This window comes from Rhodococcus sp. 1R11 (genome assembly GCF_004563845.1).
GTDB lineage: Bacteria > Actinomycetota > Actinomycetes > Mycobacteriales > Mycobacteriaceae > Rhodococcoides.
In genome coordinates, this window is the sequence record NZ_SPNG01000001.1 from 392,972 (window position 1) to 406,725 (window position 13,754).

At 65.0% G+C, this 13,754-nt stretch carries 13 protein-coding genes; 5 read left to right on the top strand and 8 right to left on the bottom strand.

What is annotated here, in order from left to right:
• Positions 1-87: 87 nt before the first annotated feature.
• On the bottom strand, positions 88-1,500 hold the full coding sequence (locus E4P29_RS01950; protein ID WP_135041434.1) for a glucose-6-phosphate dehydrogenase (NADP(+)): 1,413 nt from the start codon (positions 1,498-1,500) through the stop codon (positions 88-90).
• 49 nt (positions 1,501-1,549) lie between these two features.
• Here E4P29_RS01950 and E4P29_RS01955 point away from each other — a divergent pair, with 49 nt between their 5' ends.
• Positions 1,550-2,152 carry a hypothetical protein gene (locus tag E4P29_RS01955; protein WP_135041436.1) on the top strand — a complete coding sequence of 201 codons (603 nt, stop codon included), beginning with the start codon at positions 1,550-1,552 and terminating at the stop codon, positions 2,150-2,152.
• Positions 2,153-2,164: 12 nt separating this feature from the next.
• On the opposite strand, the gene E4P29_RS01960 is transcribed toward E4P29_RS01955, so the two are convergent.
• Positions 2,165-2,737: an isochorismatase family protein gene (locus E4P29_RS01960; RefSeq protein WP_135041438.1), complete on the bottom strand. Its 573-nt coding sequence runs from the start codon at positions 2,735-2,737 to the stop codon at positions 2,165-2,167.
• Between the two features lie 21 nt (positions 2,738-2,758).
• Here E4P29_RS01960 and E4P29_RS01965 point away from each other — a divergent pair, with 21 nt between their 5' ends.
• Entirely contained in the window at positions 2,759-3,565 is an 807-nt protein-coding gene (locus E4P29_RS01965) for an MOSC N-terminal beta barrel domain-containing protein (RefSeq protein ID WP_135041440.1), read from the top strand.
• Here E4P29_RS01965 and E4P29_RS01970 read toward each other — a convergent pair.
• From E4P29_RS01970 to aspA, 4 genes are read right to left on the bottom strand one after another with little or no spacing between them, the layout of a single operon-like run.
• Positions 3,530-3,850 (bottom strand): hypothetical protein, encoded by a 321-nt coding sequence (locus E4P29_RS01970; RefSeq protein WP_135041442.1) that lies wholly within the window; start codon positions 3,848-3,850, stop codon positions 3,530-3,532. The two genes, E4P29_RS01965 and E4P29_RS01970, sit on opposite strands and share 36 nt — an antisense overlap.
• A gap of 58 nt (positions 3,851-3,908) precedes the next feature.
• Positions 3,909-4,829 carry an asparaginase gene (locus E4P29_RS01975; protein ID WP_135041444.1) on the bottom strand — a complete coding sequence of 307 codons (921 nt, stop codon included), beginning with the start codon at positions 4,827-4,829 and terminating at the stop codon, positions 3,909-3,911.
• Positions 4,822-6,255 (bottom strand): amino acid permease, encoded by a 1,434-nt coding sequence (locus tag E4P29_RS01980; RefSeq protein WP_135041446.1) that lies wholly within the window; start codon positions 6,253-6,255, stop codon positions 4,822-4,824. Before E4P29_RS01980 ends, E4P29_RS01975 begins: the two co-directional genes overlap by 8 nt.
• Positions 6,256-6,259: 4 nt before the next feature.
• Complete coding sequence (gene aspA, locus E4P29_RS01985; RefSeq protein ID WP_135041448.1) at positions 6,260-7,699, bottom strand: aspartate ammonia-lyase; 1,440 nt, start codon at positions 7,697-7,699, stop codon at positions 6,260-6,262.
• Between the two features lie 102 nt (positions 7,700-7,801).
• On the opposite strand from aspA, the gene E4P29_RS01990 reads away from it, so the two are divergent.
• Together E4P29_RS01990 and argG are read left to right on the top strand one after the other, a co-directional pair.
• The gene (locus tag E4P29_RS01990; protein WP_135041450.1) at positions 7,802-8,509 is read left to right on the top strand and encodes a FadR/GntR family transcriptional regulator; all 708 of its coding nucleotides are present in this window, start codon (positions 7,802-7,804) and stop codon (positions 8,507-8,509) included.
• A 73-nt stretch (positions 8,510-8,582) separates the two neighbouring features.
• Positions 8,583-9,998 (top strand): argininosuccinate synthase, encoded by a 1,416-nt coding sequence (gene argG / locus E4P29_RS01995; protein WP_135041452.1) that lies wholly within the window; start codon positions 8,583-8,585, stop codon positions 9,996-9,998.
• A gap of 74 nt (positions 9,999-10,072) precedes the next feature.
• On the opposite strand, the gene ligD is transcribed toward argG, so the two are convergent.
• Both ligD and E4P29_RS02005 read right to left on the bottom strand, forming a co-directional pair.
• Entirely contained in the window at positions 10,073-11,020 is a 948-nt protein-coding gene (gene ligD / locus E4P29_RS02000; protein ID WP_135041454.1) for a non-homologous end-joining DNA ligase, read from the bottom strand.
• Positions 11,021-11,092: 72 nt separating this feature from the next.
• A complete protein-coding gene (locus E4P29_RS02005; protein ID WP_135041456.1) occupies positions 11,093-12,559 on the bottom strand; it encodes a helix-turn-helix domain-containing protein in 1,467 nt (488 codons plus the stop codon).
• Positions 12,560-12,709: 150 nt separating this feature from the next.
• Here E4P29_RS02005 and E4P29_RS02010 point away from each other — a divergent pair, with 150 nt between their 5' ends.
• Complete coding sequence (locus E4P29_RS02010; protein ID WP_135041458.1) at positions 12,710-13,753, top strand: amidohydrolase family protein; 1,044 nt, start codon at positions 12,710-12,712, stop codon at positions 13,751-13,753.
• Position 13,754: the final 1 nt, after the last annotated feature.

Below are 13,754 nucleotides of genomic sequence, written 5' to 3' on the forward strand. Positions count from 1 at the left end.
CAGGAACATAACGTTCCAGACGCGATCCATTCCACCGTTTCGGACATAAAGGACCCACCGGCTGTTTCGGGGCGGGAAAATAGCGACTCAGTCGTCTGTTTTCCCGGTGATCAGCCAACCGCAGGGCGCAGCCAGATCGTCGGCTTCTGTCGGCCCCATCGAACCCGGCGCATAATTCTTCACCGCGGGCGGATCGTTCAACAGCGGTGCCGCCACCTCCCACACGTGGGCCAGGCCGTCGGGTCTGGTGAACAGCGACCGGTCGCCGTTCAACACGTCGAGGATCAGGCGGGAGTACGGGCTCAGTGGCTCCGCGTCGGGCACCGATTTCAGCGGCAACGACAGGTGACCGACGGACAGGTCGAAATCCGGTCCCGGTTCCTTGACCGTCATGCCGATGTCGATGCTGCCGTCTCCGGACAGGTCGAACGTGAGCACGGCCCCGTCGTGCGGCAGGTCGGTGAGCGGGCTGTCGGCCGGCTGCCGGAAGACGAGCGAGACGCGCTGATTGCTCACCCCCAACATCTTTCCGGTGCGGAGCAGGAACGGAACTCCGCGCCAGCGGTCGGTGTCCACCCACAACTTGGCCGCGACGAACGTGTCGACCGTCGAATCCTCGGCAACTCCGTCGACGTCGCGGTAGCCGTCGTACTGCCCCAGAACCACCTCGTCGGTGTCGAGTGGACGGAACTTTCCGATCACCGTCTCGCGCGCCGATTGCAGATCCTCGGCCTTCAACGAGTTCGGTGGTTCCATCGCTACTTCGGCCGCGACCTGGAACAGGTGCGTCACCAACATGTCCAGCACGGCTCCGGTGGCGTCGTAGAACTCGGCGCGGTCGTCGATGTCGAGCGTCTCCGGCACATCGATCTGCACCTGGGAGACGTGCTCGGCGTTCCAGATGCCGGCGATCATGCCGTTGGCGAACCGCAGCACGTGAAGATTCTGCGTCGCTTCCTTGCCGAGGAAGTGGTCGATGCGATAGACCTGGCTCTCGTCGACGACCTTGTGCACGGCTTCGTCGAGTTCCTCGAAGTTCTTCTGCGAGGTGCCGAACGGCTTCTCGTACACCACTCTTGCACCGTCGGCGAGATCGTGCGCCCCCAACGCCTCGGTGTAATCGACGAACGTGCTCGGCGGCAGCGCGATGTAGTGCACCAGCTGGGCGTCGTCACCGATCTCCTTCCTGGCGTCGGCGACGACGTCGGGGAGCTTGCCGGGATCGTCGACAGTGAAGCCGTTGCCCGCGAACCGGATTCGCTTCGAGAACGCCGACCAATCGTCGTCGGCCACGTTCTCGGCGAACTCGTCGAGCACATCTTTCACGTGGTCGCGGAACTCGTCGTCGGACGAGTCCTTGCGACCGTTACCGATCAGGATCCATTTCTCGGGCAGCAGACCTTCGACGTGGAGTTGGTAGAACGACGGCAGAACCATTCGCTTCGCGAGGTCTCCGGTCGCGCCGAACAGGACGAATACAGTGGGTTGCGAGGACGCCATGACCTCCACTATGCACCGCATAGCGCTACCTAGGTGAGAGTGCACGAAGATGACCAGATCACGGTTTCACGGAGAGATCTACGGGGTAGGTACGGCCTCAGGAGTGCGTATCGTCGTCGGCCACTGGACGCGCTCGCCCCTCGGCGAATTCACCGATGTGATGGTCCAATTCGCGGACGGTCGACGCCTACTCGTGGCCCCGAGCGAGGCGGTCCGTGAATTCGTCACGGCCACATACTCGTTCGATTCCACCGAGCTGGTACCGGTCACCTTCTCCGAACAGCCCGACGGGTGGCGGTCCGTCGTCGCCGGGGATCTGTCGGTACGCATTCGAGTGGCCGGACCGACGGTTCTCGGCCGGGCGTTGAGCCTCGTCCCGGACGCCGTGTCCACCGCACCGTGGTTCTGCACGATCAGCGACCCCATCGCCCGAGTGATACTGCGCGGAGTACGAACTCGTGGCAGCGCCGGCGGAGGCCGGCGCGAATACTACGGGGCCAGGAACCAACACCGCGTCGTCGACGTCGTCGCATCCTGGCAGGGCGAGGACCTCGGCTCGCTGACGCCCGTCAGTCCCCCGGTGACGTTCGGCTTCGGCAGCACCCCCGCGGCACCGTCGGTCACGTCCATCACCACCACGATCGACTCCTAGACCACCTCTGTTTCACACCACGGCCGCGCCGGCTCCGCGAAGTTCGTCGAGAGCAGCTGCGGAGGTCTCGGGAGCGACCCCGGCCACCAGATCGGTGAGAACGCGAACGTTCAGGTGCTGTGCCACTGCATCTTTCGCCGACGCCAGGACGCAGTAATCGGTGGCGAGACCGACGACGTCCACGGCCGTCACCTCATTGGCGGTCAGGATCTCGGACAGCGATGTTCCGTTGTTTGTGACGCCTTCGAACGCCGAGTACGACGGCCTGCCCTGCCCCTTGTAGACATGCACATCCACACTGCCGGTTCGGTAGTCCGGGTGATATTCCGCGCCGACCGTGCCCGCCACGCAGTGCACGGGCCACGTGGTGACGAAGTCCGGGGCGGCGTCGGTCGCGAAATGTCCACCGTTGTCGCTGTCGCCGTCGTGCCAGTCGCGTGAGGACACCACCAGGTCGTAGTCGTCGCCGCTCCGGGCGAGGTACGCGCTGATTCTGCGCGCCACCTCCCCACCGCCGACCACGGCCAAGGCACCGCCCTCGGTGAAATCGTTCTGAACATCGACTATCAACAGAGCACGAGTCATGTGTCCCAGTATCCTCGACGGGTGCGCGTGTCGTCTCTGGTGACCTATCCCGTCAAAGGATGTGCCGGTACGGCCCTGAACTCGACCCGGGTGAGCACAGCCGGTCTCGAACACGACCGAGCGTTCATGATCGTCGACTCCGACGGCTCGTTCCGCAGCCAACGCACCGATCCCGTACTGGCCGTCGTTCGTTGCTCGGTGGAAAACGGCTCACTGACACTGCGCCACGAGACGGCAGGGAGCGTCACCGCCGTCGTCGATCGTGATTCCGCGGGCCGCGAGGTCACAATGTTCGGTAAGCCGCTGCGGGGCATCGACCAGGGCGACGACATCGCCGCCTGGCTCACCGACGTCATCGGCGAGCCCTCTCGCCTCGTCGCTGCGCCCCGCGATCACGGCCGCGTCACCGACGGAATGCGTCCCGGCTCGGCCCACTTCGCCGACAGCGCCGCCGTGCACATCCTCTCGACCGCCACGCTGGCCGGTCTGAACTCCCGCCTCGATGCCCCGCTGCCGATCGACCGATTTCGGCCCAACATCGTCGTCGACGGCGGAGATGACGCTCATGTCGAGGACGAATTTCGCGACATCTCGATCGGCGACGCACGATTGGCGTACACGAAGCTGGCGATCCGCTGCGCCGTCACCACGGTGGAGCAGAGCACCGGTGTTCGCACCGGACCCGAACCCCTGCGCACTCTCGGCACCTACCGCCGGGCCCGGCAGAAGGGCGTCGCCTTCGGCTCAAAGTTCTCGGTGATCGTGGAAGGAACCATCTCGGTCGGGGACGAACTACGCGTCGAGACCTGGGGCGAGTCGGAGCTGTAACTCGAACGGCATGTGATTCGCCCACCCGTTGCGAGCTCGCAGCCGAAGGTGCTGTTCTGCACCGAGTTCGACGTGTCGCCGCCCGGTGCCGAGCGCGGACGTCATGCCGCGGTAGCGGATGAATGCGGTGAGCTCGTGGCCACCCGATGCCAGCTCGTAGGTGGACGGCTCGGCCCACGACTGACGATGCTCGACGCCGTCGATCGTCACGAACGGCCGCGCCAACGTGCGCACCAACGACGCGTTCACCCAGTGCGGAGCGAACTCGATCTCGATCGTGCCCATGTCACGCCTCCGTAGTGCGCTGAGTGTCCACTATTTTGCTCCGCAGGCGGGATCCCGCCTATGCAAACGAATCGTGGACAACCACATCACGTGCTCCGGTGGCAACCAGCGCCGCCAACTGGATGCGCGCCTGTCCGGCCCGGAGTTCGCGGGAGAAGACCGCACCGGCGTCGAGCAGATCGTGGCCGCCGCCTCCGCCGCCGTACGTCGGTGAGGTCTCGCCGAACGGCACCCGCGTCGTGACGACAACGTGCAGCCCAGCGGCGACGGCCTCTTTCACCGCGTGCACCACCAGAGCGTTGGTGTTACCCGAGCCCAACGCCTCGAGCACGATGCCCGACGCCCCGGCTTCGCGACAGGCATCGATCTGTACTCCGTCCGCGCCCGGGTACAGGGCCACGACGTCCACGCGCACTCCCGCGACGGGCTGCCACCGCAGCGGGTCCGGCCTCGGCACTGCTGCCGACCGGAAGGCGTCGAGTTCGGAAGTGTGCTTCTTGATCGCCCCACGGGCCGGCAGTACTCGTCCGCCGAACGCGATCAGCACCCCCTGCTCGGACCGCGCCGCCGCCACCGCCGCGGCGATGTTGCCGGGGCCGTCGGGGTCCGGATGATCGGCGGTCCGTTGGGCCCCGGTGAACACCACCGCACGCGCATCGTCGTGGAACAGGTCGACGTACAACGCCGATTCCTCCATGGTGTCGGTACCGTGCAACACCACCACTCCGGCGCAGCCGTCCTCGGCCAACGCGTCGACCACGGCAGTGCGAATGGTGTCGAGATCGGCGAAGTCCAGGGCGGAACTGTCCTTCGACATCACCTCGCGCACCACCACGCCGTCCATGTCGACGCCCACGCCTGCGACCGGCCGAGAAACCCCGTGCTCGTCGCGACTACTGGCGATCGTCCCACCGGTAGTCAACAACGCGACGAACTCAGAACCGTCCGGTCGTTCCTGCAGGCTCCACTCCTCATTCATTACGGGCGGCCACCTCTCGAATTCTGTTGCGGCACATGTACCATCCGGCGATCAGCATCGGCGCGATGAGCAGGATGGACGCCACGGTCCACGTACCGACGGGTTTGTCGAAGGCCATCAGCACGATCACACACGCCAGAAAGCCTAGCGTTGCGTAGCCGGTGTACGGGGCACCGAACAGCCGGAACGCCGGCCGAGTGACAGCGCCGGTCTTGGACAGCGACCAGAATTTGAGCTGGCACGCCACGATGACGGCCCACGCGCTGATGATGCCGAGCGCGGCGAGGTTCAGCACGATCTCGAACGCCTGCGCCGGCACGACGGCGTTGAGGACGACGCCGAGCAGCGTCACCACCGACGTCAATGCGATGCCGCCGTACGGAACTCCCTGCTTGTTCATGCGGGCCGCGAATTTCGGTGCCGAACCGGCGACCGCCATCGAGTGCAGGATGCGACCGGTGGAGTACAGCCCGGCGTTGAGAGACGACAGCGCCGCGGTGAGCACGACGAGGTTCATGATCGCGTCGGCACCCTCGACGTCGATCGCTCCGAAGAACGTGACGAACGGACTCTCACCGGCCTGATACGCGGTGTACGGCAGCAACAGCGAGAGCAGCAGCACCGAGCCGACGTAGAAGACGACGATGCGGACGATGACGGTGTTGATCGCCTTGGGGATGACCTTCTCGGGGTTCTGCGTCTCTCCGGCGGCGGTACCGACCAATTCGATGGAGGCATAGGCGAATACGACGCCCTGGATCACGACGATCGCCGGAAGCAGTCCGTTGGGGATGAGACCGCCGTTGTCGGTGAGGACGCTCAGACCGGGAGCCTGACCGTCGATGGGGGTACCGAATATGACGTAGTAGGTGCCGATCGCGAGGAACGTCACCAGGGCCACGACCTTGATGAGCGCAAACCAGAATTCGAGCTCACCGAACACCTTGACCGACACCAGGTTCAGACCGAGAACCAACACCAGGCCGGCCAGCGCGAACACCCACTGATCGACGTTGCCCAGTGGTGCCCAGTACTTCTTGAAGAAGTTCATGTACAGCGCCACTGCCGTCACGTCGACGACGGCCGTCATCGCCCAGTTCATCCAGTAGAGCCATCCGGCCGCGAACGCGACCTTCTCGCCGAAGAACTCGCGGGAGTACGAGACGAACGATCCCGAGGACGGGCGGTGCATGACCAACTCACCCAGTGCGCGCAGGATCAGGAACGCGAAGAATCCGCACAGTGCGTAGACCAGAACCAATGCGGGCCCGGCGTCGCGCAGTCGCCCACCGGCACCCATGAACAGGCCGGTGCCGATCGCGCCGCCGATGGCGATCATCTGAATCTGGCGCGGAGCCAACTCTTTTCGATACCCCAGGCCCTCTTCGCTGAAGGCCTGCTTCTGGGTCGGGTTCTCGGTGCTCATCGCATTACCTCGTCGACGTCTCGGGAGCAACGGAATGCTCGGTGGGAGCCACCCGCAGGTTCGCGAGATGCTCGGGGCTCAGCAAACGATCCAGTTCTTCCCGGGCCAGCAGGCCCTTCTCGAGCACCAGGTCGACGACATTTCGGCCGGTGACCAGTGCTTCCTGCGCAATGGCAGTCGATTCCACGTATCCGAGGTACGGGCTGAGCGCGGTGACCAGACCGATCGAGTTCTCCACCCGCTCACGCAGCAGATCGACGTTCGCGGTGATGCCGTCGACGCACCGATGCGCGACGGTGCGGCAGGCCGCACTCAGATGCGCCATACCGTCGGACAGAGATTTGACGATGATCGGCTCGAAAGCGTTGAGCTGCAACTGCCCTGCCTCGGCAGCCATCGTGATGGTGACGTCGTGACCGATCACCTCGTAGGCAACCTGATTGAGAACCTCGGGAATGACGGGGTTGACCTTGCCGGGCATGATCGACGAACCCGCCTGCATCGGAGGCAGATTGATCTCGTTGAAGCCCGCGCGCGGCCCGGAGGACAGCAGCCGAAGGTCATTGCAGATCTTCGACAGTTTCACTGCGACGCGCTTGAGCACACCCGACAGATGCACGAACTGGCCGACATCCTGCGTTGCCTCGATCAGGTCCGTTGCGGTGACCAACGGCAGGCCGGTGATGGTGCGCAGGTGCGCGACGGCCGATTCGGTGTATCCGGCAGGGGCATTGAGCCCGGTGCCGATGGCCGTGGCACCGAGGTTGATCTCGTGCACCAGCAGCGCGGCTTCCTCCAGACGTGAGCAGTCCTCGTCGATCATGATCGCGTAGGTGCCGAACTCCTGGCCGAGTGTCATCGGCACCGCGTCCTGCAGCTGGGTGCGGCCCATCTTGACGACAGTGGCGAACTCGCTTGCTTTGCGGGAGAACGAATCTCGCAGCACCTTCATCGATGCGATCAGCTCGTGCACAGCGAAGATGGTCGCGATGTTCACCGACGTCGGATACACGTCGTTGGTGGACTGCGAGGCGTTCACATGCTCGTTGGGGTGCAGCATCGAGTAGTCACCGTGCGCGTGGCCGAGGATTTCCAACGCCCGGTTGGCGATGACCTCGTTGGCGTTCATGTTGGTCGACGTACCCGCGCCGCCCTGAATGACGTCGACGACGAACTGCTCGTGCCACTGACCGTCGAGAATCTCCTGGCACGCGGCCCGGATCGCTTCCCCGCGGGTGGCGTCGAGAATTCCGAGATCCTGATTGGCCGCCGCGGCCGCCCACTTCACAGCTGCGAGCCCGCGTACGAGGTGTGCGTTGGTGGAGATCGGCCGCCCCGTGATGGGAAAGTTCTCCAGCGCACGCAGGGTATGGATCCCCCAATAGACGCTCGTCGGAATCTCGCGTTCGCCGAGAAGGTCTTTCTCGATGCGGGTATCGGCCACGGTGGGTGCGCTCCTTCATGGGGTGTCCAGCTGTCCGGCTGTCTGACAGGTAGAGTGTGGCGCAGAACACCTCGTCGGTCAACCCCGGGATAGGATCACTGCATGAACCTGTCGGACAGCTGGGCAGTCAGTGCGCCCACCAATGCCCGCATGAGCGCCGCCGAAGCAGTGTTTGCCGACCTGCGTGCCGCGATCTCGTCGGGCAAACTCCCCGTCGGGCAGAAGCTCCCGTCCGAGGCGGCGCTGGCCGCGAGGCACAGCGTCAGTCGTTCGGTCATCCGCGAGGCGCTGCGCTCGTGCCACGCGCTCGGTCTGACCGAAACCAAGACAGGACTCGGCACCTTCGTCGTCCGCGACCGAGTGGGTAGCGACCTCGACATCGGCAACTACGAGGCACGCGAACTCATGGAGGCCCGCCCCCACGTCGAGGTACCCGCAGCCGGGTGGGCGGCCGAACGACGCACCGACGACGAATTGGCGGTGCTCTCCGGCCTAGCCGACGAAATGCGTTCCGAGGACGACCACGAGGCCTGGGTCCTGTTGGACGCGCAGTTCCACACCGCGATCGCGCGGGCCAGCAGGAACCGTGTGTTCGAGTCGATCGTCGTCGACATCCGAGATGCCTTGACGCGGCAGTCCGAAACGTTGAACCTCGTCGCACACCGACAGCAGCAGTCCAACATCGAACACGACGCCATCGTCGCCGGCATCCGATCCGGCGAGTACGACGCAGCGGCCCGCGCCATGACCGCGCACCTCGACGCCGTCCGGGGTGCAGTGGAGTCGCTCGCCGATCGGGCCGACCACTAGTGACTCGGCCCGGGCGGCCTACGACTAGGCCGGGAGTGAAGCCTGCGGAACGACCCCCACTAAGCTGCTGGCCGTGACGAAGGTACTGAACTCTCTCCCGGTCGGTGAACGAATCGGCATTGCATTCTCCGGTGGTCTCGACACCTCGGTGGCCGTGGCGTGGATGCGCGAGCACGGCGCGATCCCGTTTGCCTACACCGCCGACATCGGCCAGTACGACGAGCCGGATCTGTCCGACGTGCCCGCCCGCGGCCTCGCGTACGGCGCCGAGCAGGCCCGGCTGATCGACTGCCGCGAACCGCTGGTCGAGGAGGGTCTCGCGGCACTGACCTGCGGAGCGTTCCATATCCGATCGTCGCTGCAGACGTACTTCAACACCACTCCCCTCGGCCGCGCCGTGACCGGCACGCTGCTGGTGCGCGCGATGCAGGAGGACGGCGTCTCCATCTGGGGCGACGGCTCGACGTACAAGGGCAACGACATCGAGCGGTTCTACCGCTACGGCCTGCTCGCCAACCCCGAGTTGCGGATCTACAAGCCGTGGCTCGACGAGGCATTCGTCGCCGAGCTCGGCGGTAGGCACGAGATGTCGCAGTGGCTCACCCAGCGCACCCTCCCCTACCGTGACTCGGCGGAGAAGGCGTACTCCACCGACGCCAACATCTGGGGTGCCACCCACGAGGCGAAGAGCCTCGAATACCTCGACACCTCCCTCGAGATCGTCTCGCCCATCATGGGTGTCCGATTCTGGGACCCCGAGGTCGAGATCGCACCCGAGGACGTCACCGTCGACTTCGAGCGTGGCCGTCCCGTCCGCATCAACGGCAAGACCTTCGACAGCGCCGTCGACCTGGTGATGGAAGCCAATGCCATCGGCGGACGTCACGGACTCGGCATGTCCGACCAGATCGAGAACCGGATCATCGAGGCCAAGAGCCGTGGCATCTACGAGGCCCCGGGTATGGCACTGCTGCACATCACGTACGAGCGGCTCGTCAACGCCGTCCACAACGAGGACACCATCGCCTCGTACCACAACGAGGGCCGCCGCCTCGGACGCCTGCTCTACGAGGGCCGCTGGTTCGATCCGCAGGCACTCATGCTGCGCGAGGGCCTGCAGCGCTGGGTCGGCAACGTCGTCAGCGGCAGCGTGACGGTTCGTCTGCGCCGCGGTCAGGACTTCACCATCGTCGACACCCAGGGCAGCAACTTCAGCTACCACCCCGAGAAACTGTCGATGGAACGCAGCCAGGGCCAGGCCTTCTTCCCCGGCGACCGCATCGGCCAGTTGACGATGCGCAACCTCGACATCGCAGATTCGCGCAGCAAACTCGAGCAATACGCTGCCCAGGATCAGCTGACCGCCTGGGGCGACCTGATCGGCGAACTCGCCCCCGGTGGAGCCGACGCCATCGCCGCCAGCAGCGCCGAAAACTCGGTGGACTCCGCAGCCCTCGACCACGCAGCAATCGAGTCCGGCACCGACTAGAGCTGTCTTGTTGCTGCCGAACTCGCAGTTATGTACGGATTTCCGCGGATCTCCCTACATAACTGCGAGTTCGGCTATTTCTCCGGGTCGCTCAGCCCCTCGTGCTCGTCGCGCTCCGCCCATTCGAGTAACTCGTCGATAGCGAACACCGCGTCGTCGATACCCGCATGCAGGTCGCCCAGTTCGGCGAATCTGGCCGGCACCGTGAAGATCGTGAACTCACCTGGATCGACGTCGGACACCTCGGCCCATGAAATGGGCGTCGACACAGTCGCTTTCGGGTTTCCCCGCACCGAATACGCGCTGGCGATCGTGTGGTCGCGCGCATTCTGGTTGTAATCGACGAACAACTTCGACGGGTCGCGATCCTTGCGCCACCACGTCGTCGTCACGTCCTCGGGTGCGCGGCGCTCCACCTCCCGCGCGAATGCCAGTGCAGCCCTTCGTAAGTCCTTGAACCCGTGGGCGGGGTCGATGCGAACGTAGATGTGCAGACCGTGACCGCCCGAGGTCTTGGGCCAGCCGACGGCACCGAGATCTCCCAAAACTTCGTGCACCACCCCGGCGACGCGCTGCACCCGATCGAAGGGGCAGTCGGGCATCGGATCGAGGTCGATGCGCCATTCGTCGGGCATCTCGACGTCGGCACGGCGTGAGTTCCACGGATGGAACTCCACCGTCGACATCTGGACCGCCCAGACCACGTGCGCCAATTCGGTCACGCACAACTCGTCCGCGGTGCGGTTGTAGCGGGGAAACGTCACCTCGACGGTCTCCAACCACGGCGGGGCTCCGTGCGGCACCCGCTTCTGGTGCACCTTCTCACCGGCGAGGCCCTTGGGGAAGCGATGCATCATGCACGGCCGTTCCCGCAACGCGCGGACGATGCCGTCGCCGACGCTCAGGTAGTAGTTCACCAGGTCCAACTTGGTGGCACCGCTCTCGGGAAAGTACACCCGATCGGGGTTGGAGATGCGCACCGTGCGCGTGCCCACCTCGAGTTCTATTGCCGGAGATGCCATACCAGCGACACTAGATGTACCCGCGGCCGCGCGGGCTCGGAAGTCGGAGTTTTTCTCGCAGGTCCACCGACGCTACGTGTGGGAACGCAGCGTGATGCCGTAGCGGTCTCGCTTGCGGTAGATCGTGGCCCGACTCATTCCCAGTTCCTCGCCCGCCTGATTCATCGTGATGCCGGGCCGGCTGAGTACTCGAATCATCTCGTCGCGTTCGAACGTCTCGATTCGTGTCAGACGCTGCGTGGTCCGCGAAAGCACCTCGGGCGGCAGGTGGTTCACGCCGACGACGTCGGCGCGGACCGCCGCCTCGTGCATCACCGTCGCCAACTCGGTGACGTTCCCCGGCCACGAATATCCGACGAGGGCTCGTTCGGCGTCGACGGTCAGGCTGACCTCGCGTCCACGCGCCCGCAACGCCAGATGCCGAGCGAGCGGAGAGATGTCCTCGGGCCGATCGCGCAGCGGCGGGACCTCGACGACCGAACGCACCAACTGCGCCAGGGCAGCGGGAACAGCGTCGTAATCGGAGGCCGTCAGCGTGACGGGAACGCCGTCACCGACGCGAGAGATCAGTTCCGCCAAAGCGTCTGCCCCTCGCGCCGGAAGCCGGTCCACGTCTCGGACGATGACGGCGGTGTCCGGCTTGGGCAGCTCGGGCGTCCACAGGTCCAGCCAGGCATCGACGTCGCGTGCCGCCGGAACTCCGGCACTGAGGATTCGTCCCCGTGGGCGGATGGTACGGAGCGCTCGGGCCAGAATCGTGGCACGTCCGGCGCCCGGCTCTCCCACCAGTAGGACCGAATCATGTTGGCTCAGAGCTTTTTCGGAGGACGCGAGAGCCTGGTTCCACCGCGTCGACAGCGTCGGGACGCTGCCCGCACCCGGCCGACCCGATGACGCTTCGACGCGAAAGACCGTCCCACGTGGTGCCGGACGCGCGTGCTGTCCCTGCGCTCGCGCGAGCATCATTGCCGCGGTGTTCCCTGCCGCCGACTGGGCAAGGGCCAGCAGCAGATCCGTCGACGACTCCGACCACGTGGTGAGGTTGACGCAGCCCTCCACGGTGCCCGTCATCGGATTCAGTACCGGTGCCGCGGCGCAGGTGTATCCGGTGAGCGAGAGCGAGTAGTGCTCCGAGGCACGCACCACTGCGGGAATTCGATCGGCGAGTGCGAGGGCGAGGCCGTTGGTGCCCGCTTGATTCTCGCCGTACGAGAAGCCTGGGGCCAGATGGACGCGGTCGAGCGCTGCCAACAGCTCGCGGTCCGCGCTCACCCGATCGAGCACCAGGCCCTCGGCGTCGGTCAGCATCATCGACACCGGCTCGTTCGCCAACGTGTCGCGCAGACCGTCGAGCACCTCGCGCCCACATCGGTAGAACAGCGATTCGCCGTCGTAGGTGCCCGAAAATGCGGGCGCGACGTCTTCGAGCGGCACTCCGAATTCCTGGCTTCGGTGCCACGATGCGAGCAACCGATGCGACACGGCAGCGAGAGGCTCCGAATGCAAGCGGGCCCGTACGAGACCCTCGGAATCTCCCATGTGATCCAGGTTACATTCGCCGGTTGCCACGTATCGGGAACCAGCGTCTCGAATTGAGACATCGCGCCACGTCGCCGAGCCTCCGCCGCGCCTACCGTCGTCGACAGATCACTTGTGACAGACGTCACGCACAGTCTCTGGAGGTCAGCCATGTACAGCAAGAACGGCGAAAACTACTTCATCGTGGATGCCCACGTCGCGCTCTGGGATGCGCGGCAGGAGAACCAACGCAACATCCACGGCAAGCAGTTCATCGACTGCTTCTACGACTATCACCGCAACCTCTCCCCCGAGAGCGAGCTGTGGACGTACGACGAGTACCTCTACCAGGGCGGCGAGCGGCTGATGCACGACCTGTTCGAGATCGGATACGTCGATCACGCGATCTTCCAGCCGGCGCACCTCGGGGAGTTCTACAAGACCGGGTTCGGGCAGACGGAGGAAGCGTCGGCGCTGGCTGCAGCTCACCCGGACAAGTTGACCTACAACCATCACTTCGACCCGCGTAACGGCGAGCGTGGACTGGACCAACTGCGCGCGGATGCGGAACGCTTCGGGCTGAAGGGCGTCAAGCTGTACACCGCCGAGTGGCACGGTGATTCTCGCGGTTACAAGCTCGACGACGACTGGACGCGGCGCTACCTCGAAGTGTGCCGCGAGGTCGGCATCAAGAACATCCATGTGCACAAGGGGCCGACCATCCGTCCCCTGGACCGCGACGCGTTCGACGTCGCCGATGTCGATCACGTGGCCACCGACTTCACCGATCTGAACTTCGTGGTCGAACACTGTGGCCTGCCGCGGCTCGAGGATTTCTGCTGGATCGCGACCCAGGAGCCCAACGTGTACGCCGGCCTCGCCGTGGCCATTCCGTTCATGCACACCCGTCCGAAGTACTTCGGGCAGATTATGGGCGAGTTGCTGTACTGGCTGGGCGAGGACCGCATCTTCTTCTCCTCCGATTACGCACTGTGGACGCCCAAGTGGCTGGTCGAAGGGTTCGTCGACTTCCAGATCCACGAGTCCCTGGACGAATACGCACCGATCACACTCGAGCAGAAGAAGAAGGTGCTCGGACTCAACGCCGCCAAGCTCTACGACATCCCGGTGCCTGCAGAACTGCAGCTGCCCGACGCCGACGAGACCGAGACCGGACCGCGCCAGCCCGAACGCGCCGACCTTGCGGCGGTGTGAC